Origin of the sequence: Pseudomonas sp. W2Aug9 (assembly GCF_023127755.1) — a bacterium.
Taxonomy (GTDB): Bacteria; Pseudomonadota; Gammaproteobacteria; order Pseudomonadales; family Pseudomonadaceae; genus Aquipseudomonas; species Aquipseudomonas synxantha_A.
The window spans coordinates 97,374-118,164 of the sequence record NZ_SPKL01000037.1; the positions used below are offsets into that span (position 1 = coordinate 97,374).

Consider the following 20,791-nt stretch of genomic DNA (forward strand, 5'->3'; position numbering starts at 1 on the left):
CGTTGACGTTTTTCGTGAGCAAGGGCTAGCCGCCCGCCTCGCTCCTACACCCCAATTCTACAAATGCAGGAAGCAATGCAATGAGTAAAAAAGCCGTGATGGTCTTCAGTGGCGGGCAGGACTCGACCACCTGCCTGATCCAGGCATTGAAGCAGTATGACGAAGTGCACTGCATCACCTTCGATTATGGTCAGCGCCATGTGGCGGAAATCGAAGTGGCCCGCAAGTTGGCCAAGCAATTGGGCGCCACCGTGCACAAAGTGATGGATGTGTCGCTGCTCAATGAGCTGGCGATCAGCAGCCTCACCCGTGACAACATTCCGGTACCGACCGTTAACAGCTCAGGCGAAAGCCTGCCGAGCACTTTCGTGCCGGGCCGCAATATCCTGTTCTTGACCCTGGCTGCGATCTACGCCTACCAGGTCAAGGCCGAGGCCGTGATTACCGGTGTGTGCGAAACCGACTTCTCGGGCTACCCCGATTGCCGTGACGAGTTCGTCAAGGCATTGAACCAGGCCCTCAAGCTGGGCATGGAATACGACGTGAGCCTCGACACCCCGTTGATGTGGCTGAACAAGGCCGAAACCTGGGCCCTGGCCGATTACCACAACCAACTGGAACTGGTGCGCGAGCAGACGCTGACCTGCTACAACGGCGTCATTGGCTCCGGCTGCGGCAACTGCGATGCGTGCAACCTGCGTGCCCGGGGCTTGAATGACTACCTGCAAAACAAGGCGGATGTCATGCAGAGCCTGAAGCACAAGTTGCAACTGAAGTAACCGCATCCAAGGCCCGCCAGGCTCTACCTGATGTATGAAGTCCAAATGTGGGAGGGGGCTTGCTCCCGATAGCGGTGTCGAGGCAAATACATTCTTAGCTGACCCACCACCATCGGGAGCAAGCCCCCTCCCACATAGGTTTCATGTGTTGGCAGTGGTCAGGTAGCGCTTGAACAACGAGCGCGCCCCATAGGCAGGCAGGATGTTGAAGAACGCAAAACCGACTTTGATCGCAATCTGCACATAGATCATGCTCAGGATATCGCTGGTCTGCATGGCGCCGTAGAAGGCAATAAAGCAGAACAGAAAACTGTCGATGATCACCGCAAAGAAGGTGCTGAAGAAAATCCGCAGGTACAGGTACCTGGAGTTGGTCAGTTCTTTGATCTTGCACAGCAGGTAGGAGTTTATATTCTCCGAGACCAGGAACGACACCGAAGAGGCCACCAGCACCGACGACACTTGCAGGATCACGTCGTTATACGGCCCATCGAGTTTCCAGCCCGGCAGCCCCGGCAGGAACGTTGAGCCATACAACAGGATGATGATCATCGCATTGCTGGCAAACGCAAACATAATGGCTCGCCGGGCCAGGCGCAGGCCGAAGTTCTCGTTCAGCAGATCCACAATCAAGAAGGTCAGCGGGTACAAAAAAGTGCCCGGCGTCACAATGATGCCCATGGATTCCAGGTAGATCGGTTTGGTCGCGGCGATGCTGGTGAAGATGTAAAACGTGAACAGCAACAGGTTCAGGATGATGTAGATCATCCACGAGTTTTCATTGCGGTCGTTAATGTCGTAGGCGGTGAGTGCTCCTGCTTGTGAATAGAACTTCTTGTAGAGGTTCTTGATTTCCAGCTTGTTGAAGTTGTCCATCATTTCGCTGTTGAGCACCTCGCTGAGCTTGATTTTGACGACCTTGCCCGTGGCGATCACCATGATCACTGCCAGGCGCTTGTCATTTTCAAAGCCCAGCAACTTGTATTTGCTGTTTTCCACGGCGCCTTCAAAGGTTGTCATTGAAGCGCTCCTCGAGAATATCGCCGATGACGCACAAGCGGTCTGAGTTGCCGCAGGGTTCAAGGGTGATGAACAGCTTCTTGGTGGCGCGGTCGTACACCAGCTTTTCTTTATCGTCGCTCGATGCGCCTTTCTGCACGATCAGCAAGTCCCCCGGCTCATTGATGCCGGGAATCGCATGCTCCAGGCGAACGCCGATCAAGTTGCAGGAGTTGCCGAAGTAGTAAGTCAGTGGGTAAAGCGTGGCCAGTTCGCCGATGCGCTTGCCCAGGTTCTGCATCAGCAGGCTTTCCTTGAGTACAGGCACTGCCGCCGGGTTCTTGTTGCCCAGGGGGGAAACATTGCTTTCGATGACTTCCTTGGCTTCAAAGTTGACGGTCTCGATTTCTTCGTACGAAACGCCGAAGAAATCAGAGATCTTGCGAATGGTCGACTGTTGCACTTTGACGACCTTGCCTTCCAGGATGTTGTAGATGGTCGTCCTGGTCACGCCGGCGGCATTGCTTAACGAAAGCTGGGTTTCGCCACGACTTTTGATCAAGTACTTGATATTGCTCTTCAAGTGCTCGGTTTTTTCTCGTCTGTGTATCAAGTGCTCACCACTTCCATTTAGTCATCAGTCCATACCCGGCAGAACGTCTAGTTCCAGGCCCGCGGCAGCGCAAGTGTTGCATGGGCTCGCGTTGACAATAAAGTACTGAGTGCAGGGATACGTCCCGCCGCTAAATCAGGCAACTGCTTTCTCGTCATACCGTTATATCCGACCTGTGCGAATCCCTCGCACTTCGACAAGGAGTAGTCACCATGGTCAGCTTCAGCCGTAGGTCCCTTCTCGCGCTTGGGGCGGCGTTACCTGTACTTGGCCAGCTGGATTGGGCGGTTGCCAGCCCGGTGCAGGCTCAATCCGACAAGGTACGGCTCAACTACAACGAAAGCCCCTACGGCCCTTCAGACGCCGCCCGTGAGGCGATGCAGCGAGCGATTGCAGCGTCTGGGCGCTATCCCTACCCGGACATGTACGCCTTGGCCGCGCAGTTTGCCCACCAGCAGGGGGTTGCCGAAGAAAACGTCGCGGTGTTTGCCGGCTCGATGGCGGCCCTGCGTTTTGCGGTGCTGGCGTTTACCAGCCAAACCCGCGGCCTGGTCATGGCGACACCGTCCTATGAACTTGTGCGTCAGGCGGCCGAGTCGATCAAGGCACCGGTGCATGAAGTGAACCTCGACGCCGGTCATGCCCATGATGTACCGGCCATGCTCGCGGCAGACCCACAGGCCGGCATGTTGTACCTGTGCAACCCCAACAACCCCACCGGCACCCTGACCCCTACCGAGGCCATCCGCCAAGCCTTGGCGAACAAACCCCAAGGTAGCGTGCTGGTGGTGGACGAGGCGTATATCGACTTCTGCGATGCACCCAGCTGTGTGAGTTGGGTCAACGACCACGACGATCTGTTGGTGCTGCGTACGTTCTCGAAAATCTACGGCATGGCCGGAGCGCGTCTGGGGCTGGCAATCGGTCATCCGGCGCTGCTGGAGCGGCTGGCGGTGTTCGGCGGTGACAACGTCCCGGCCGCTGCCAGCCTATTGGGCGCACGTGCCAGCCTGGAGGACACCACGTTGGTGGGCCAACGCAAAGCGCTCAATGCCAGGTTGCGTGATGAGACAGTCGCCTGGCTCAAAGGCCGGGGCTTTAGCTGCACGGCTTCCCAGAGCAATTGCTTCATGATCGATGTAAAGCAACCAGCCGAGCAGGTGGTTGAGCGGCTGGCCGCACAGAATGTGCTGGTGGGGCGCGTATGGCAGAACTGGCCGCAATGGGTGCGGGTGACAGTGGGCAACCAGCAGGAGATGGAACGCTTTCGCGAGGTGTTTGCCGCGCAGATCGCGCCTGTTGGCTGAAACATTACCTGCAGCCAGCCATGACTGTGGCGAGGGAGCAAGCTCCCTCGCCACAGTGTGCTATCTCTTGAAAGTGATGTTTAGTCCAGCGGTGTTGCCGCGTTACTGCTGGGCAATGCTGTAGCCGGCAAACGCTGTCTGCTGCTGCAGCGCAGTAATCACACTTTTGCGGCTCAACGGCTGTTCATTACCGGCGTTATCCACAAAGCTTTCCACTTCCAGTTCGGCCTCGTCGCCTTCACCTACGAAGTTGAACCCCAGGAACTCGAATGCTTCGCGGTCCACGCTGAGCCTGGAGCGCGGTGTGCGCAGCGGCAGGGTGACGCTGATGCCATCCTTGCTGATCACGAACACCTCGGCTTCTTTCTTGGCACGTGCTGCCTTGCCCTTGCCGGCACTTGGGTTGCTGATGGCCTGGTGCGACTGGTTCAGCACCTTGAGGGCCAGGCCATAGACCAGTTCCTGAAACTGGGGATCGTCCTTGAAGCTGGACAGGATGCGGCTGATCGAGAACTTGCTGCTCAGGTCTTCGAGGGCGGCGTTATCGGCGGCTTCGGCGTCCTTCAATTGTTTGAGCTGGCCCATCAGGTCGTAGGCTTTGTCATCGTCGAAGGCGTCATGGGCCTGGCGGATGGCGATGCGCAGCTCGCGGATCTGGTCGCTTTCCTTGGAGGTATGAAACGCGTCCAGCACCATCTCGCTGATGATCTTGGCCGCTGGCACATGCTGTGAAAGATTGATGGCGTTTTCGTATTCGGCTTTGGCATGCAAGGCGGTTACGGATTCTTCGGCGGATTCTGCGGTGTAGGAATCAGGCATTAAAATTTCACTGCGTAGTAAACGGGGAGACAAAAACGTCGGGCATTTTCGGCGGGGTGGGGGATCAGGTCAAGACAGGTTCGGGCAGGTGACGTTATTGGTCCAGTTGCGCGAAGCACGCCTGGAGAATATCCAGGCCCTCCTCCAGCACCCAAGGCTCGATGGTCAACGGTGCCAGCAAGCGCACAATGTGCCGCGACTTGCCGCTGGGCATCAACAGCAAGCCGGCGTCTCGCGCCAGGCCCAGCAACTGAGTGAGTTGCCTGGAGGCCGGAGTGCCATCGACATTCACCAGTTCAATACCACGCATGGCGCCGACGCCGGTGAGGCGGCCCAGGTAGGGCGACAGTTGTTGTGAGCGCCAGCTTTCATGGCGGCTGACAATGGCCGCCTCCTGCTGTGCCCCCCAAGCTTGCAGATGTTCATCGGTCATCGCCTCAAGGGTAGCCAGTGCCGCCGCGCAGGCGATGGGGTTGCCGGAGTAGGTGCCGCCGAGGCCGCCCTTGGGCAGGTTGTCCATCAGCGCCTTGCGCCCCACCACAGCACCCAACGGCACGCCGCCAGCGATGCTTTTGCCGAGCAGCAACAGATCCGGTTCGATGCCCAGGCGCGAAAAGGCAAAGCGCTGCCCCGTGCGACCAAAGCCGGACTGGATCTCATCGACAATCAGCAGAATGTTGTGCTCGTCGCAAAAGCGCCGCAGGGCTTGGGCAAACTCGATATCGAGGGCGAGGAAACCAGCTTCGCCCTGCACCGGCTCGATGATGAAACAGGCTACATCGTTTACGTCGATTTCCACGCTGAAGAGACGGTCCATCGCCTTCAGCGCTTCGGCGCAGGTCACGCCGTTATCGACACTGGGGTACGGCAGGTGATACACCGGGCCAGGCAGTACGCCGACCTTCTGCTTGTAGGGCGCCACCTTGCCATTGAGGTTGAGGGTCGCCAGGGTTCGGCCGTGGAAGGCTCCATCAAAGGCGATCACCGCCGTTCGCCCGGTGGCGCCGCGGACGATCTTCAACGCATTTTCCGCCGCTTCCGCGCCACTGTTGGTGAGCATGCCACTGACCGGGTAGTGCACCGGGATAAACGCCGTCAGGCGTTGCATCAACTCGATGTAGGGCGTATGCGGTGCGGCGTTGAATGCGTAGTGGGTAAGCCTGGTTGCTTGCTCGCGAATCGCCGCCACTACGCCCGGATGGCAATGGCCCAGGTTGAGCACGCCGATACCGCCGACAAAATCGATGTAGCGTTTGCCCGCGGTGTCCCACACCTCAGCGTTTTTACCGTGGCTGAGGCTGATGGGATGGACGATGGAAATCGATTGGCTGATGCTGGCGTGGCTCATGAATCGCGTACTCGACAAGGCTGGGCGTGGTTTATCTAAGCCGCGCACCGGGCCTTGCCGCAAACGAAATAAAGTCGCCGGGTCATTCCAAATCGGAAGGAGCGCTTGTCTGCATTAATCCGACACCCCATCTTTGCCAGCCGCCTTGGACCGATATAGCGCTCGGTCAGCCCTTGCCACCAGCGCGGCGGGAGACTCACCCATGCGCCGCTCTACAATCCCCAGGCTCAGGGTGACGTTGAGGTCGTTGACGATAGGCGACTGTTTGATTGCACGGCGAATCCTTTCGGCCAATTCCTTCGCCGTGTCCAGGTTGCTTGCAGGCAGCACCACCATGAACTCATCGCCGCCCCAGCGAGCCAGCAGGTCAGTTGTGCGTACGCAGCTTTCCAGACGTTCCGCCACCCCTATCAGCGTCTGATCACCGACGCCGTGACCGTATCGGTCATTGACCGGCTTGAAGTCATCGATGTCCATCGCCACCAGCGCCAGGGGCACACGAAAGCGTTCGGCGCGGTCGCATTCTTCCAGCAGGCATTTTTCCAGGCGATAACGGTTGGCGATGCGTGTCAGCGCGTCGCGCTCGGCCAGGGAGCGGTTTTCGTCCAGCTGTATCTGCAATTGTTGATTGACCCGCGATAGCTCAAGGGTACGTTCTGCCACCAGTGCTTCAAGGGATTGGTTGCGCTTTTGCAAGCGTTCAATGGAGCATTTACGCGTATGAATGTCGCGGTGCGCGCCCACCATGCGCGCCACTGAGCCGTCGGGGTTGCGTGCAATGATGTAGCCACGATCCTCGATCCACAGGTAAGTGCCGTCTTCTTTCCGGCAGCGGTATTCGGCGCAGTAAAGGGGCGAACGTTGACTGATGTAGTCATCAAACAACGCCATCACGCGCGGGTAATCCTCGCTATGGATCACGCTTTCCCAGGTGAACACGTTGTTTTCCAGCGAGTCTCGGGAGTAACCGAGCATTTCGTACCAGCCGGGGTTGCGGTAGACGTAGCCAGTCGTGGCGTTCCAGTCCCAGATCCCGTCACTGACCAGTTCCATGATGGCGTGCAGCAGGTCGGCGTTGAGTTCGGAAAAGTCATTGCGTAGTGGCTCGTTGCCGGGTGTATCGTCCATCAGCGCGCTCCCTGCAAGGGCTGGCTTCTAGGGGGCGTTCTCAATTGGTTTCCCCGTCGCGCCGGGTCTGCTGTTGTGCAGGGCAAGGCGCGAGAAGCGTGGTTTGGTCATTCCAAATAAGCTTCGAGCAACGCAGCCCTGCACAACAGCAGGCCCGGCCCTTCGGGTTGTGCCTTAAAGCGGGCCAGCCTGCGTTGCAGGCCTTGGAAAGGGAACAACCATTCCCTGCGGCCTGCGCCTTGCCTGGCCCGCTTTAAGGCGACAACGCGGCGGGGAAACTAATTGAGAACGCCCCCTAGGGGCCAGTTATTATTGGTGACGCCGATACTCCGTGGCTGGCGCTACTCTACCTCGCTGCTTGCACGGTTTGAATAGGGCGGATGTGCTGCTTTCGGATAGTGGCGTTTGGCTATGGTTCGGGCGCCAGCATCTTTGTTCGAGGCTTTCCATCCGCGTTGTGTTGGTAAATCTCATCCGGCTGGCCCTGTTCATTGAAAAACACCTGGCCAATTCCCGCGCTATTCCACAGCCGCTCACCCGCCTCGGCATGGTCCGGAATATACGGGACTACCTGCATGGTACGGCGGCGGGTAAACCAGTTGAGCGGCGAGCGTGGGGAATACAGCCAGCGGTTGAGACGGTCGAACCATTCCAGCAGGCGCGGCGGGAACTCATTCTTGATGCCGCTGCTGGTGATTTGCCAGATCCTCGGGCCGCCGTTGCGGTGACGGATCAGCACCTGGTAGACGAACGAGTAATGCACATCGCCGGAGAGGATCACGTAGTTACCGGGCGTGCGCGAGTGGCGGAAGATGTTCAGGATCACTTGGGCGGCGCCGCGATGAGCCATCCAGTTTTCGGCGTCCACCAGCAGTGGGAAGCCGCACCAACTGAAGACCTTTTGCACCGTTTCGATCAGCTTGACGCCAAAGATCGGCGCAGGCGAGACGATAATGGCCGACGGATGGTCGAGCAGCTCCTGTTGCAGTTCGCTCAAGGCTTCCCAGTCCAGCAGGCCGGAAGGTTGCTTGAGGGTAAATTCGCTGCGCCAGCGCCGAGTACGGGTATCGAGTACCACCAGGGCAGGGGTGGTGGGCAAAACGTAATGCCATTGCTGGAATTTCAGCAGCGCCTCCAGCAGATCATCCTGGGCAGCAGCGTCCAGATGATTGCCCTGCGCCTGGCCAGTCAGTGCCTGGGTCTGGGTCAGCAGTTCGCCGAACACCTGGGGTTGGTTGCCCCAGCCCTGGCATAACAGGTACGCCAGCAAGGCATTGCCGATGATGCGTTTGGAGAAGGGATGGCCGTAGGCGGTTTGCTCCCACTGAGCGCTGAGGTTCCAATCGTCGGTGATGTCGTGATCATCGAAGATCATCAGCGTCGACAAGTGGGCGAACACCCGGGCTACCCCCGGCAAGCCGGTGCGCAATTGATCGATCTGCACTTGTTCGCGGGCATAACGCAGTTGTTCTGGCGCGCTCAGTTGCGGCGGTTGTGGTGTGATCAGCGTCCACGGGGTGGGCGACCAGACCAGCAGGTACATCGCGATGACTTCGGCGAACGTCACCAGGTGATTGTCAGCGGTGCTGCTGGTGAAGATCGGCTTCTTCACGCCGCCGAAAAAGCGTTCGCGCAGGGTCTCGTTACTGTCCAGCGCCGGAAGCAGGTCGGCGCGGTGGTAATAGCTGGCGCGATGCCCATAGAGGCTGACGCTGTCGTCCACCACGGCGCCCTCCAGGAACTCGTCGAACAGGCCCAGGTGCGCGATCAGCGCATGGATGGCCCGCAGCATGGGCCCGGCGACATCGTCGGCGTAGACCTGGTCGCCGCTCATCATCAGCAAGGCGGGGCGTTCGAGCGGGGTGCGGGCCTGCGCCAACAGGCGGTCGACGCACAACAAACCTTCATCTGCACGGTGATGGGGTTTACGGCAGGAGCCATGTACCAAGTGGTTGATGCGGCTATGCAGCACGAAGCTCGGCGTTGTGGCGTCGGCATACAGCAAGTGCGGCGCCCATTGTGCAATGCCAATGCCGTCGACGATCAGGTCGTAACCGATGACCTCGTCCTGGGGCAGAGCGTCGCTCAGCGCTACGTCGATCAAGTGGATAACGGCATGGCGCCCGACGGGCACGACTTGGCAGTGCGTTGCATCGAGCGGGATATTCAGCGTCTCGCCCTGGGGTAATTGCAGCCTCAAGCACAGTGGCAGGGCGCGACTGCCCACCAACCAGATAACCAGGCGCTGCGGTTCAAGGCGCCTTAGCAGGGGACCTGCGATGACGGCAGGCAGGATGTCGGGTTGATGCATGAAAAATGCAGCTCATACCAAGTGGGACTGGAGAGGATAACGCAGAGGATGTCAGTGTTTTGTTAACGCAAGTGCAGCGCGGTGCGCTGCACTGCACTTGTTGCCGGTGACCCGTAACGGTTAAGTCAGTTTGCCTCCTCCGAGAGAGGTCATACCCGAACCTTTGGGTTTTGGTTGCGTGTCCTGCCCCTGTGGGGGGCCGTCAAGCGGCGAAGAAGTTGGTGCGGGATTGGCTGGAGGCTGGTTATCTTTTAAGCCTTGCTGGATGTTATAGCTGAAGCTGTGAAACGAATTGCCGATGAACATGGTAAAACCCCTTACTCAATTGGAGGACTGTTGTCGCATCAATACTCCCTTTGAGTGCGCACTGATTGAGTGAGGCTGGCCGGGTTTTTCGTTCCCGGCCATAGGTAACCATATGTTTGGCTAGTAGGAATTTGGTGTGTCTCAAGCAGGCTTAGGCACCGTAAACCTGAATTCACTGCCGCGCCCCAATTCACTGTCGGCTTCGATCCGACCACCATGGGCCTGGACAATCCCCTGGGTGATATACAGCCCCAGCCCGCTGCCGGTGGGATTGTTCTCGGACTGGGTCCAATAGCGGTCGAACACATGGGGCAAATGATCCGGCGCAATGCCTTCACCGGAATCGCGTACCGAAAACACGATCTCTTCGCCGTTGCTCATGGCGCTGATACCGATGTTGCCCTGGCGGGGGGTGAATTTGATGGCGTTGCCGATCAGGTTCGACAGCACTTGGAACAAGCGCTCCGGGTCGGCGCTGATCTGCAGGCCAGGTTCAGCGTTGAACGACAGGTCGATACCTTTTTCCGAGGCCAGTGGCGACAGCAGCGAGTATGCCTCTTCAAATATCTGGCTGACGTCCAGCGCAACCGGCTTGACCACATAGCGTCCGGCTTCGATTTTCGAGGTGTCGAGCAAGTCCTCCAGCAGCACATTCATGCGCCCGGCGGCCTGTTGCATGGTGTCGATGGCCGAAGAAATCCGCCGTGAGGTGTGTGGGCCGTCGGAGCTGAAGGCTTTCTGCATCATGCCGCAGAGCATGGAAATAACTGTCATCGGGTTGCGCAGGTCGTGGGAAACCACTGCGACCAGCTCGTCACGGGCACGCACCGCTTGTTGTTCGCGCAGCACCTGGCGGGCCAAGTCATTTTCCAGGGCCGAGCGGCGCAGGTCATTGGCGGCAAACAGGTCGCCGTGGCTCCACTTGGTGGAAATGCCGGCCATTTCCACTTTCCAGATTTCAAACGACGTGCGTGGGCGAAGGCGTAGGCCAGTGTCAGAAGTTTCCAGATTTAGCGGCTTGCTCGGGTCACCGCTCCAATTGATGTTCTCTTTGACTTCCGGGCGAAACCACAACACACCGTTATCCACAGGCTTGGGCAGGCTCATGGCGAGCACACCACTGGCCACCGCCTGATACTCGGCGGCCGGTGGGTACACCGAAGCCAGGTTGTGGTTGGAAAATACCGGCTGGCCCAGCGTTTGCAGCCACTTGTGCAGCGCCCGGATTTGCGCTGGTTCCGGGCAGTTGCCGTAACGGTGCAACTGCTTGTCTTCGATGATCGCCACACCGCCCGACAAGGTCAGGTCCATCAGTTTTTTACCGTGGTGGGCCAGGCTGTCGAACACATTGTCGTCGCTGGCTTTCATCGCCCGATCAAGTAACGCCAGGGTTTCGACTTTCTCCTCTCGCTGGCGGCTTAACTCCAAGGCTTCCATGGCACTGATCTGCAACGACAGCACCTGACCGATGGTCTGGCAGGTCATACGCAGATCGTTCGGCACCAGCAGCGGCTCGCGGTTGCCGCAGCTGATCAGGCCCCAGAGTTTGTCGCCCTTCATCAGCGAAATACTCATGGACGACAACACGCCCATGTTCTGCATGTATTGGCAGTGAATCGGCGACACGCTGCGCAGGGTAGCGAAGCTCAGGTCCAGCGGTTGGCCGGTGTCCGGGCGCAATTTTGGCAATAGCGGTACGGGTTCGTAGGACGCATTCGGGATGATCCGAAGCCAGTTGGTGCGATACAGCTCACGGGCTTGTTCGGGGATGTCGGACGCGGGGAAGAACAGGCCGTTGAATAATTCCATGGCCGGCGCCGAGGCTTCAGCGATTACCTGACCATGGCCTTCGTCTTCGAAGCGATAGATCAGCACTCGGTCATAACCGGTCATGGCCTGGATTTCATCCACGCTGATGGCGTACAGCGCTTGCAGTGTCTTGGCCGATTGCAGGCGTTGCAGCATTTTGCTCAGGTTGCTGGTGAGACCATTGCGTACCTGGGGTTTGAAATCCGCGAGCAAGGGTTCGAATTCCAACACCAGCACGTTCTGATGACGATGCAGCAAACCTTCGAACTGAGCACCGTTGAGCGTGACATGCAGGGGTGGGGCGTCGATAAAGGTATTGTGCTCGGCCATCGACTGCACCACCTGAGCGTGTTCACTGCCAATCAACGTGTGCAACGGTTGATTCAACAAGGCCTCGGGCGTGTGGCCGAACAAGGTGCCGACGTTGGCACTGACCTGAATGATGTTCAGCTCAGGCTCCGACAGCGTCAGCAACACGCCATGAGGCTGGATTGCCCCGGGGAAGCGGATGGGCTCGTCGGCACAGTTGGCAAGCAGCTCTTCAAAATCTTCGGGTTTCATAGCAGTACCTCCTGGCGTTCGAGCCATTGCTCAAAGCCGCTGAAAGTGGACCGGGCAGCCATCACTGCGCGCGCTCGAGCGCTCGCATCCAGTGGCTGATGAGCCAGGTAGTCGAGAAAGTCTTTCCAGCGCCGGCCGGTCTCGGCACCGTAGACATCGAGAAACGCACCGCCGTTGTCGGCTTCGATCGCCAGGCGTGACGCCATCTCCCGGCGTAATACCTGGCCGCCGAGCGTTGCACCTTCCAGTACATACAGGGCGCCGAGGCAAGCGGCAGGAGTGTCCAGCGCGGGGAGTTGGGTGCAGCGGGGAAGGGCATCGAGGGTGGGACTATCCAGGCCCAGGGCGCGCAGATCGTTGACCAGCGTCGGCGTTTTCACACGTGATGCAATGTCAATTCCATCTGGAATCAGGCCACCGTCGTACAGCGCCGCCTCCATGGGTTGATAAAAACCGTAGTACGCCTGCAGCAATCGCCGATACCACTGGGCATCCAGGCGTTCGGAAAAAAACGGCAAACGCTTTTCCAACGCGACATGCAACAGGCCGGTACCCGTGCGCAACGTTTCCAGCAAGGATGGCGCACCAACGTCATGGGCCTGTGAGTGCATTCAATGAGCTCGAACTGTGGGCCTGTCGGCCAGGAATGACGCATGAAAATGGGCGACAATTCTACACAACTCGTTGTCGTCAGCTGAGCGCAAGAAGCGAAAAGGCTGACCAGTGGATCAGAAAAGTCGCTCCCTGTATTCCAAATGACCCCACGGCACGCCACGAGTTCGGTCCGGATGATATCGCGACGCTATCAATGCATGGGCGTTCCCTGCTGGGTCAATGCCGTTTGCACGCACTCAAGCAAGTGATCGGTGCTCCATGGTTTAGGCAGAAACCGCACCGAGCTGCCCAATTGAGTGGCGATCTTCGTATTGCCGGAAGTCAGCACCACCTGCACCTCAGGCCAGCGATGAGCCACTACGCGGCTCAAGTCGTAGCCATTGAGCAGGCCGGGCATTTGAATATCACTGACAATCAAGTCCACAGGATCGTCGCCCCGCTCCAGATAAATCATCCCTTCATCCGCCGAAGGGAATGAAGTCACCACCGCACCGAAATCCTCCAGCACATCCACCATTAACGCCCGAATGATCTCGTCGTCTTCCAATACTAAAATCGATGGCTGAACCATGATCCTTACTCCACCATCAGGGGTTCAGTAAGGTGGAGTGGGGGTTGGGTATATAGGTTCGATTGGATGTTTTTTAAACGATGGGTGGTCATTCGGCTGGTTCCAGCATGTGGTCTTGCCCCACGCCGTCAGCACGATAATCCGTTAAGGTAAGCGCCACTGCGACGTCCAAGGAATGCCATGTTTAAGCGTAATCCCCTCGTGCCAGAACTCATCGTTACCCACCTCGGTGCCAGCCTGGCATTCTGGGTTGACCAGTTGGGTTTCGGCATCGCCTATCAGCGCGCTGAAGAAGGCTTTGCCTACCTCGACCTGCACGGTGCGCAAATCATGCTGGAACAATACGAGCCGCACGCCGGGCAGTGGTTGACCGCGCCCTTGCAGCAGCCTTTCGGGCGTGGCATCAACTTGCAAATCGACGTGCCTGCCGTAGCGCCTATCTTGCGGCGCCTGTCGGAGATCGGCCGCCCGTTGTTCCGTAACGTCGAGGATGCCTGGTACCGCGCGGGCGACGTAGAGGCCGGGCAGCGCCAGTTCATCGTGCAAGACCCGGACGGTTATCTGGTGCGCCTGGTGGAACGGCTGGGGGAGCGGCCGTTCAAGCAGGCATAATTGACGGCAATAACCCATAGGGAGACCCTGATGAAGTACGTGTTATTGACCCTCGCCCTCACCATTGTCGGCGCACCCGCGTTTGCAGCTGGCGACGCCGAAGCGGGCGGCAAACTCTTCACCAAGACCTGCGGCGGCTGCCACAGCATTGGTGAAGGTGCGCGGGGCGGTTTTGGGCCGCAACTGAACGGCATTATTGGCCGGCCTGCCGGTACGACCCCGGACTATCAGTATTCGGATGCGATGAAGAATTCGGGAGTGGTCTGGACGCGGGACAAACTGGCGGCCTACATCGAAGACCCGAAATCGGTGGTAAGTGGGACGCGGATGATTTTCTGGGGAATCAGTGATCCGCAGAAGATTGAAAATATCCTGGCGTACTTAGATACATTCCAGCCCAAGTGAGCTGCCCAGGCTGACGGCTACCACCGGGCACAACGCGATCAGAAGGTAGCGGGGCTTGCCGTCATGCCAGTCAGTTAAGCGCAGGCTCCCACATTGAACTGGGTTCGGCTTAAGGTATCGCCGTCGGTTGTCATTAGGCTCAAGCATCAATAGCGAACCCGCGACGCAAGCTCCGGGTAATGGGTCGCAAGCTCAGCCAAGCACTGCCGCAGCATCTTGGCATCGTGGGGTAGGTGCTCTGAAAAAATATCCCAACCAGAAAACTCAAGCGTCTCCGGCATTTCTACCAAGCCGCTGATGGCGTCCCAAAAGGCATCCCAGTTTCGGCCATACCAGTTGGGGAAGTTGAGTGAAGTGCACAGTGTGGCGTGAAGTTCTTTGGGGTTTTGGATGCGGCTCAGGTCTATTTTGATGATGGATGATCGGGTCACTTGTGCACCATTTGCTGATTTACAGGCGCCTTGAATATAACCAGGACAAATGCACCCGTCCTCATGTTTCACAGCACGTGATTTTAGGCCTTTCATTAACATTATGAGCCTTGGCCTGCATCCAAAGCCTACACGCAAGTAGGACCGTTCTGATTTGCGCCTGACCTCAGTATTAGCGGCAAAGCGTTTGCTACGTTCGTGTGAAAAATACGCGATGGAAGCGCTTAATGCTGACGTTCAACTCCCTATGGAAAAACCATCCGGAAATCTTCGGAGACGCCGCCTCTTGTAGAACCAACGGCGCCAAAAATTTCAGTGACCAATGCGCCATTAACCTGGGCGTAGCACTGCGCAGGTCAGGCGCCGACCTGAGGATTTCGAAGAGGTGTTGGCGGGGCAGCAAGGCATTATCTTTTTCAAAGACTTTTGGCGCCGAGGGAATGAGACGTCTGGCAATCGCAGTGGTGACCACATTGACCTTTGGAATGGGCGGCGGTTGACGAATTGGCTGAGTTATCCGCGTATTCAGTTGGGGTTTTCGATTGAGGGGACGTTCTCGGACTATCACGAGTCCAGGGAGATATGGTTTTGGAAAGTCATATGAAGGTGGTTAAGGGCGTGCTCTTTGTGATCGGGGTGGTTGTGGTGGCGCTGACGGTGTTTAACGGATTGGTTGTGGCAGTGTCGGCTTATTTCGGGCCGTTTTATGAGGGGGATGCGCAACAGAATCGAAATTTTGGATTTTGGTTGGTGGGTAATGGGGTTGTGATGCTGGCTACGGTGTTGCTGGGAGTGGGTTGGTATCGCAGATATTTGCGCAGGCGTGGGGTGTGAGTTTTCAAGTGTTCGGCGGATCATGTATTCATGGGAGGGCGCAATCGGGAGCAAGCCCCCTCCCACATTATGATCTGGTACATCTGTTGAATCGTGTAGGCAAAAAAAGGCCTTGGTGCGCCAAGGTCTTTTTTTTGCCCAAGGTTCAGGTCAGCAGATGCTTTGATATCAGCCGCGAAATCTCCACAATCGAGGTTTTCCCAGTGAACTCGAACTTCACCTTCCCCAGCGACGAAAAGTAAATCTCCAGCTCCGAATCCAGATCAAACGTCCCTGACGTTTCCACTGAATACGCCACGATGTTTTTGTACGGCAGCGAAGTGAAGTCCTTCTTGCTGCCGGTAATCCCCTGCACGTTCACTGCGATGATGCGCTTGGTGGTGAAGACCACGCCGTCGCGCATGGCCTTGTACGCGTCGACCACTTCTTCGCCGTCCATCAGCAGGGCCGAAACGCGTTCGGCGTATTCGTTGTTTTGTTTGAGCTTGAAGAAGCCTTTGTTGTTGAAGTCGATCATGTGCCCGTCCTGGTTGAAGGGTGCCGCTGGTGTATGGCGTTTTGCTCGCGGATCTGTATCTAACGGCCGAGCCTGCAAGGCTCTAGCATGGCGCGTAACACTACAGTGCTGGCGAAGGATTTTACGCCGGCAGCATAAAAATCCAGGAGCTAAACAATGCCCGATATGTCCAGCTTGCTTGCCTATGGCCTGATTTCACTCGGCATGGTGCTCACGCCCGGGCCGAATATGATTTACCTGATTTCCCGCTCGATCTGCCAGGGGCGTACCGCAGGGCTGATCTCACTTGGCGGGGTGGCGCTGGGCTTTTTGATCTATATGGTGTGCGCGGCGCTGGGTATCACCGCGCTGGTGATGGCGGTGCCGCTTGCCTACGACGTGCTGCGATTCGGCGGTGCGCTGTATCTGGTGTACTTGGCGTGGCAGGCGGTCAAGCCGGGCGGGCGTTCACCGTTTCAGGTGCGGGACTTGCCCAAGGACAGCCCGCGCAAGTTGTTCACCATGGGCGTGGTGACCAACCTGCTCAATCCCAAGGTGGCGGTGATGTATCTGTCGCTGCTGCCCCAGTTCATTGAACCGAACGGCCATGGCAGCGTGCTGTTGCAATCGTTGGTGTTGGGCTCTCTGCAGATTTTCATCAGCGTCAGCGTCAATGCGGTGATTGCTTGTATGGCCGGCTCCATCGCGGTGTTCTTCGTGACTCGGCCGGGGTGGCAAGTGGTGCAGCGTTGGGTGATGGGGTCGGTGCTGATGGGGTTGGCGGTACGGATGGCGGTGGAAGGGCGCAGGTAAGGCTGCTTTCAGCGTGCCATGACGTTGACAATCACATGCAGGATGAATGCAGGTCCATAGCAGGGGCGCCCGTGTTCATCTTCGATACGCCATATCGAAGTGACCGTGCAGGTCTCTTTCGGCGCTCCAAACTCTACGGTGATATGCACCGGTTGGCCGGGCAGGGTTTCGGCAATCGGTACCTCGTTGTTAAGGCTGCGCAGGTGGCTGTCCATCACCACTTCCAGGGGCTCGCCTGTAGCCGTGCGACGGGCGATGACGTATTCACCGTCCACTCGAACCAATCGTCGGCCGCGCCAGGGGCGGGTACCGACGTTCTGGATCTCCCAGGTTTTCTGAAACGTTTCGCCAGGCAGCACGACGGTTTGGTCGGGCGTGGTGACGTCGGCGTTAAACACCACAATGTCGCCAAGATCATGCAGGCCGATGGCTCGGTTGGTGGTTGCCATTGAATGGGTATCGACCGGTGCGCCTGCCAAATCGGCGAAGTAGCGGAACAGCAATAACGGGGACACCTGCAGCGCCTTGGCCAGTTTGATCAGGGTGCGTACCGAGGGATCCTGTGAAATGCCACCCGCTAATCCGTAAAGATAGGTACGCGAAATACCGGCTTCCTTGGCCAGGGTTGTCATGGATTTGCCCAGTTCCCGGCTGCGTCTTACGACCAGTGCTCGGAGTGTGTCGCGGGTTTTGATGCTCATATCCGTACGTTGATCCCCGTCCTTGAAAAATCATCATCTTGTTCGCCAAAAAGGACAACTTGCTCGCCGTTGCGTGTAGTGAGCCCTGCACACTCGCAACCTGCTAGCGCCGTTGTGAAGGACATGGATCGGTCCCTTTCTGTTTGGCTATATCCAGTGTCGCGGTTTCTCGCATGCTTGCGAACCTAGTGTGTGTTGCATTCCTTTACAACTATCTTTGGGTATAGCTATGTCTCGATTAAAAGCATGCTGCGAATCCATAGCCCGATCAGGCTTTGGCATTCTGCAAATTCCTGATGCGATGTTGCAGGACTACAAAAAGATCATCGATGGGTATTCGGCCATTCCCCAGGCCATCAAGGATGAATTTTCCTTTGCCCAGGACACGGATGGGTTTTTCCCTTTTGGCGCCGAGTACTCCCTTGTCGAGGATCACCCTGACCTGTGCGAGCGGTTTTGTTACTGGCCCGCGCACGCTTCAAAAAGAACCGCTTTCGAATTCACCCGAAGTACTTTCGTTGCCGCAGTCGGCAGTTTTGAACGACAGATGAGCGAGTTGGCCCAGGGGGTGATGGATGGCATTTGCGAGGAATTTGGCGTGGCACCCTTGGCCCCCTTTCGCGCGGCATCGTATATCCAGTTGTGTGTCTACGGTCCACAGGCCAAAGACCATTCTCGTAAATTTGCTCAAGATCCTCATGAAGACGGGCATATGCTTTCGTTTATCAAGCCTACCCGCGAAGGGCTGGTCTTGATGAAGGGACGATCGTTGGAACCTGTACGCCTTCTGGAGAACGAGGTCGCGGTGCTGGCGGGCTCCTTGCTGACAGAGCTCTCCGATCATGCCGTGCCTGCCGCCTACCATGCTGTACTTGCACCCAGCAAACCGGTCGCCAGAAGCTCATTGATTTACTTTGCAAACCCCAATCCGGATCAGTTGCTGACGACCTTTTACCGCCAGAAAGCTCTAGACCTGGGCAGCACGGTGAATGCTCGTCATACCGGTTTCGGCAATCAGCCGATTCAACTGCGCTAAATAGTCCTGGAGGGCTCGAACAGTCCATGTTTCTTCACTTCAATGCCCTTTACATCGAAGGTTTGCTCTTGGGCATCGGACTGTTCGCCGCCCCAGGCCCGAAAGACACCCTGGTGATCCGCCAAGGTGTCGGTCGCGGGCCGATCTGGGGCGTTGTCGCCATTTGCGTATTGGCCGATATTTTCCTGATTGCTTTCGGGGTCACGGGTTTAGGGTCGTTATTGGGAAGTCGGCCTGAGGTGATGGCGCTATTGCTATTGTCCGGAGCGGCCTATCTGCTTTGGTTTGGTGGCCAGCGTCTGTTGGCTTGTATCCGGGATCAGTCCATGCCGGATGCTCAAGGCGGCAATTCGCAAAGAGGGCTGTTGCGCTCGGCGGTCATACTCGGCTTTGCCAACCCTTATGCATGGCTGGATACCGTGGTGCTGATTGGTTCTATCGGGGCCACGAAACCTGCGGGCCAACAGGCACTGTTCGCGACAGGCGCCATGACGGCATCACTCGTGTGGTTTGTGGTGTTGGCGCTGTGCTGTCAGCGGTTGACAGTATTGTTTCGCAAGCCAGCGGTCTGGCGTTGGCTGGATGCAGGGGTGGCGGTATTGATGGTGTACCTGGCCGTTATGCTGATCACCGATTCATTGCACATCTTTCAGATAGCCCTTTAGAACGGTCAGCGGGCATATCAACTCATCAAGGTGAGAGATGTTTTGCACAGGGGTGGATAGCTTTAGCAATTCACGCCCGAGCACGCTGTCCGCTCCACCCAATGCAATCAACGCCTGGGTGATGCACTCATCGAGCTTCAACTGGATCTCAGCCAGGTTTCCCTGGCGCACCAACAACCCAAACACTTCACGTTCATAGCCATCCATTGCAGGATCATCGCGCAGCAGCGGGCTGCCGTCCTCGGTTTCATGCGCCAGCTTCAGGGCGAACAGTGCAACCGCTTCAAGCATCAATTCCATGGTCTCACTAACCCCCCACTGCCACGCCCGGCACTTTTTCACAGGCGAAAAAAAAGACCTTGAATTTCAAGGTCTTTCTTTAAGATGGTGCCCCGAGGGAGACTCGAACTCCCACTCCTTTCGAAAACGGATTTTGAATCCGCCGCGTCTACCAATTCCGCCATCAGGGCTCAATGGCGGCGAAGTATAGAGATGAGATTACCGTTGGTCAATCACGTTTCGTGGTCTATTTTCACTATTTCCGCTAGACTTCCCGGCCCTGCTAGACGAACCCCATCATGCGCGTTGCTGACTTTACTTTTGAGCTCCCTGATTCGCTGATCGCTCGCCACCCTTTGGCCGAGCGTCGCGCCAGTCGACTGCTGACCCTGGACGGGGTCAGCGGTGCCCTCGCACACCGTCAATTCACTGATTTGCTTGAGCATTTGCGCCCGGGCGATTTGATGGTTTTCAACAACACCCGGGTGATTCCGGCGCGGCTGTTCGGCCAGAAAGCTTCCGGCGGCAAGCTGGAAATTCTGGTGGAGCGGGTGCTGGACAGCCATCGTGTGCTGGCCCATGTGCGCTCCAGCAAGTCGCCCAAACCGGGTTCGAGCATCCTCATTGATGGCGGTGGCGAAGCCGAGATGGTGGCGCGCCACGATGCGTTGTTCGAGCTCAAGTTTGCCGAAGAAGTGCTGCCGTTGCTGGATCGCGTCGGCCATATGCCGTTGCCTCCTTATATAGACCGCCCTGACGAAGATGCGGACCGCGAGCGCTATCAGACGGTGTACTCACAGCGCCTCGGCGCTGTAGCGGCGCCGACTGCCGGGCTGCATTTCGACCAGCCGCTGCTGGATGCGATTGCCGCCAAGGGCGTCGAGACGGCCTATGTGACGCTGCACGTGGGGGCCGGTACGTTTCAGCCGGTGCGTGTGGAGAACATCGAAGACCACCACATGCACAGCGAATGGCTGGAGGTCAGCCAGGACGTCGTGGACGCGGTCAATGCGTGCAAGGCGCGCGGCGGGCGAGTGGTGGCCGTGGGCACCACCAGCGTACGATCACTTGAAAGTGCGGCGCGTGATGGTGTGCTCAAGCCGTTCAGTGGTGACACCGATATCTTTATTTTCCCGGGCCGGCCATTCCATGTGGTTGATTGCCTGGTCACCAATTTCCATTTGCCCGAATCCACGCTCTTGATGCTGGTGTCGGCATTTGCCGGTTACCCGCAAACCATGGCTGCTTACCAGGCCGCCATTGCCAACGAGTACCGTTTTTTCAGCTACGGTGATGCGATGTTTATCACCCGTAACCCGGCGCCACGCGGCCCAGAGGAACAACTATGAGTCG

The 20,791-nt window shown here is 57.6% G+C and carries 25 protein-coding genes and 1 tRNA gene; 11 read left to right on the forward strand and 15 right to left on the reverse strand.

Annotation, left to right across the window (positions count from 1 at the left end):
• The first annotated feature begins 80 nt into the window (after window positions 1-80).
• Window positions 81-779: a 7-cyano-7-deazaguanine synthase QueC gene (queC, locus tag E3O56_RS25025; protein ID WP_032879562.1), complete on the forward strand. Its 699-nt coding sequence runs from the start codon at window positions 81-83 to the stop codon at window positions 777-779.
• 141 nt (window positions 780-920) lie between these two features.
• On the opposite strand, the gene E3O56_RS25030 is transcribed toward queC, so the two are convergent.
• Both E3O56_RS25030 and E3O56_RS25035 read right to left on the reverse strand, forming a co-directional pair.
• Complete coding sequence (locus E3O56_RS25030; protein WP_032879563.1) at window positions 921-1,799, reverse strand: queuosine precursor transporter; 879 nt, start codon at window positions 1,797-1,799, stop codon at window positions 921-923.
• Window positions 1,786-2,391, reverse strand: a complete 606-nt coding sequence (locus tag E3O56_RS25035; protein WP_005791243.1) for a helix-turn-helix transcriptional regulator — start codon at window positions 2,389-2,391, stop codon at window positions 1,786-1,788. Before E3O56_RS25035 ends, E3O56_RS25030 begins: the two co-directional genes overlap by 14 nt.
• Window positions 2,392-2,603: 212 nt before the next feature.
• On the opposite strand from E3O56_RS25035, the gene E3O56_RS25040 reads away from it, so the two are divergent.
• Entirely contained in the window at window positions 2,604-3,698 is a 1,095-nt protein-coding gene (locus tag E3O56_RS25040; RefSeq protein WP_248129140.1) for a pyridoxal phosphate-dependent aminotransferase, read from the forward strand.
• A gap of 102 nt (window positions 3,699-3,800) precedes the next feature.
• On the opposite strand, the gene E3O56_RS25045 is transcribed toward E3O56_RS25040, so the two are convergent.
• From E3O56_RS25045 to E3O56_RS25080, 8 genes are all read right to left on the reverse strand, one after another.
• A complete protein-coding gene (locus E3O56_RS25045) occupies window positions 3,801-4,517 on the reverse strand; it encodes a hypothetical protein (RefSeq protein WP_032879566.1) in 717 nt (238 codons plus the stop codon).
• Between the two features lie 94 nt (window positions 4,518-4,611).
• Window positions 4,612-5,865, reverse strand: coding sequence for an aspartate aminotransferase family protein (locus E3O56_RS25050; RefSeq protein WP_248129141.1), 1,254 nt, complete (start codon window positions 5,863-5,865; stop codon window positions 4,612-4,614).
• Between the two features lie 114 nt (window positions 5,866-5,979).
• A complete protein-coding gene (locus E3O56_RS25055; RefSeq protein ID WP_103734912.1) occupies window positions 5,980-6,993 on the reverse strand; it encodes a diguanylate cyclase in 1,014 nt (337 codons plus the stop codon).
• 409 nt (window positions 6,994-7,402) lie between these two features.
• Entirely contained in the window at window positions 7,403-9,304 is a 1,902-nt protein-coding gene (locus tag E3O56_RS25060; protein WP_248129142.1) for an alkaline phosphatase D family protein, read from the reverse strand.
• 120 nt (window positions 9,305-9,424) lie between these two features.
• Window positions 9,425-9,610 carry a hypothetical protein gene (locus tag E3O56_RS25065; RefSeq protein WP_146097887.1) on the reverse strand — a complete coding sequence of 62 codons (186 nt, stop codon included), beginning with the start codon at window positions 9,608-9,610 and terminating at the stop codon, window positions 9,425-9,427.
• A gap of 141 nt (window positions 9,611-9,751) precedes the next feature.
• Window positions 9,752-11,980: an ATP-binding protein gene (locus E3O56_RS25070; protein ID WP_032879573.1), complete on the reverse strand. Its 2,229-nt coding sequence runs from the start codon at window positions 11,978-11,980 to the stop codon at window positions 9,752-9,754.
• Complete coding sequence (locus E3O56_RS25075; protein WP_032879575.1) at window positions 11,977-12,591, reverse strand: biliverdin-producing heme oxygenase; 615 nt, start codon at window positions 12,589-12,591, stop codon at window positions 11,977-11,979. Before E3O56_RS25075 ends, E3O56_RS25070 begins: the two co-directional genes overlap by 4 nt.
• 194 nt (window positions 12,592-12,785) lie before the next feature.
• On the reverse strand, window positions 12,786-13,166 hold the full coding sequence (locus E3O56_RS25080) for a response regulator (RefSeq protein ID WP_248129143.1): 381 nt from the start codon (window positions 13,164-13,166) through the stop codon (window positions 12,786-12,788).
• A gap of 180 nt (window positions 13,167-13,346) precedes the next feature.
• On the opposite strand from E3O56_RS25080, the gene E3O56_RS25085 reads away from it, so the two are divergent.
• A complete protein-coding gene (locus E3O56_RS25085) occupies window positions 13,347-13,778 on the forward strand; it encodes a VOC family protein (protein ID WP_078822266.1) in 432 nt (143 codons plus the stop codon).
• A gap of 30 nt (window positions 13,779-13,808) precedes the next feature.
• Window positions 13,809-14,183, forward strand: a complete 375-nt coding sequence (locus E3O56_RS25090) for a cytochrome c family protein (RefSeq protein ID WP_248129144.1) — start codon at window positions 13,809-13,811, stop codon at window positions 14,181-14,183.
• A gap of 146 nt (window positions 14,184-14,329) precedes the next feature.
• Here E3O56_RS25090 and E3O56_RS25095 read toward each other — a convergent pair whose 3' ends face one another.
• On the reverse strand, window positions 14,330-14,614 hold the full coding sequence (locus tag E3O56_RS25095) for a barstar family protein (RefSeq protein ID WP_078822264.1): 285 nt from the start codon (window positions 14,612-14,614) through the stop codon (window positions 14,330-14,332).
• Window positions 14,615-14,841: 227 nt separating this feature from the next.
• On the opposite strand from E3O56_RS25095, the gene E3O56_RS26870 reads away from it, so the two are divergent.
• The 3 genes from E3O56_RS26870 to E3O56_RS25110 are packed head-to-tail and all read left to right on the forward strand — an operon-like array spanning window position 14,842 to window position 15,448.
• Window positions 14,842-15,114 (forward strand): type VI secretion system amidase effector protein Tae4, encoded by a 273-nt coding sequence (locus E3O56_RS26870; protein ID WP_248129206.1) that lies wholly within the window; start codon window positions 14,842-14,844, stop codon window positions 15,112-15,114.
• Window positions 15,024-15,218: a T6SS effector amidase Tae4 family protein gene (locus E3O56_RS25105; RefSeq protein ID WP_248129203.1), complete on the forward strand. Its 195-nt coding sequence runs from the start codon at window positions 15,024-15,026 to the stop codon at window positions 15,216-15,218. The genes E3O56_RS26870 and E3O56_RS25105 overlap by 91 nt, the downstream gene beginning before the upstream one ends.
• Window positions 15,215-15,448 carry a hypothetical protein gene (locus E3O56_RS25110; RefSeq protein ID WP_248129145.1) on the forward strand — a complete coding sequence of 78 codons (234 nt, stop codon included), beginning with the start codon at window positions 15,215-15,217 and terminating at the stop codon, window positions 15,446-15,448. Before E3O56_RS25105 ends, E3O56_RS25110 begins: the two co-directional genes overlap by 4 nt.
• A 145-nt stretch (window positions 15,449-15,593) precedes the next feature.
• On the opposite strand, the gene E3O56_RS25115 is transcribed toward E3O56_RS25110, so the two are convergent.
• On the reverse strand, window positions 15,594-15,965 hold the full coding sequence (locus E3O56_RS25115; RefSeq protein WP_032879590.1) for a PH domain-containing protein: 372 nt from the start codon (window positions 15,963-15,965) through the stop codon (window positions 15,594-15,596).
• 156 nt (window positions 15,966-16,121) lie between these two features.
• On the opposite strand from E3O56_RS25115, the gene E3O56_RS25120 reads away from it, so the two are divergent.
• Complete coding sequence (locus tag E3O56_RS25120) at window positions 16,122-16,757, forward strand: LysE family translocator (protein WP_122732575.1); 636 nt, start codon at window positions 16,122-16,124, stop codon at window positions 16,755-16,757.
• Window positions 16,758-16,765: 8 nt separating this feature from the next.
• Here E3O56_RS25120 and E3O56_RS25125 read toward each other — a convergent pair whose 3' ends face one another.
• Window positions 16,766-17,458 carry an NBR1-Ig-like domain-containing protein gene (locus E3O56_RS25125; RefSeq protein WP_005791214.1) on the reverse strand — a complete coding sequence of 231 codons (693 nt, stop codon included), beginning with the start codon at window positions 17,456-17,458 and terminating at the stop codon, window positions 16,766-16,768.
• A 229-nt stretch (window positions 17,459-17,687) separates the two neighbouring features.
• On the opposite strand from E3O56_RS25125, the gene E3O56_RS25130 reads away from it, so the two are divergent.
• Both E3O56_RS25130 and E3O56_RS25135 read left to right on the forward strand, forming a co-directional pair.
• Window positions 17,688-18,494, forward strand: coding sequence for a 2OG-Fe(II) oxygenase family protein (locus E3O56_RS25130; protein WP_248129146.1), 807 nt, complete (start codon window positions 17,688-17,690; stop codon window positions 18,492-18,494).
• A gap of 26 nt (window positions 18,495-18,520) precedes the next feature.
• A complete protein-coding gene (locus E3O56_RS25135; protein WP_248129147.1) occupies window positions 18,521-19,159 on the forward strand; it encodes a LysE family transporter in 639 nt (212 codons plus the stop codon).
• Here the strand turns inward: E3O56_RS25135 and E3O56_RS25140 are convergent.
• Window positions 19,130-19,459 carry a hypothetical protein gene (locus E3O56_RS25140; protein ID WP_032879596.1) on the reverse strand — a complete coding sequence of 110 codons (330 nt, stop codon included), beginning with the start codon at window positions 19,457-19,459 and terminating at the stop codon, window positions 19,130-19,132. The two genes, E3O56_RS25135 and E3O56_RS25140, sit on opposite strands and share 30 nt — an antisense overlap.
• An 85-nt stretch (window positions 19,460-19,544) precedes the next feature.
• A tRNA-Leu gene (locus tag E3O56_RS25145) sits at window positions 19,545-19,629 on the reverse strand.
• A 108-nt stretch (window positions 19,630-19,737) separates the two neighbouring features.
• On the opposite strand from E3O56_RS25145, the gene queA reads away from it, so the two are divergent.
• Complete coding sequence (queA, locus tag E3O56_RS25150; RefSeq protein WP_032879598.1) at window positions 19,738-20,787, forward strand: tRNA preQ1(34) S-adenosylmethionine ribosyltransferase-isomerase QueA; 1,050 nt, start codon at window positions 19,738-19,740, stop codon at window positions 20,785-20,787.
• Window positions 20,788-20,791: the final 4 nt, after the last annotated feature.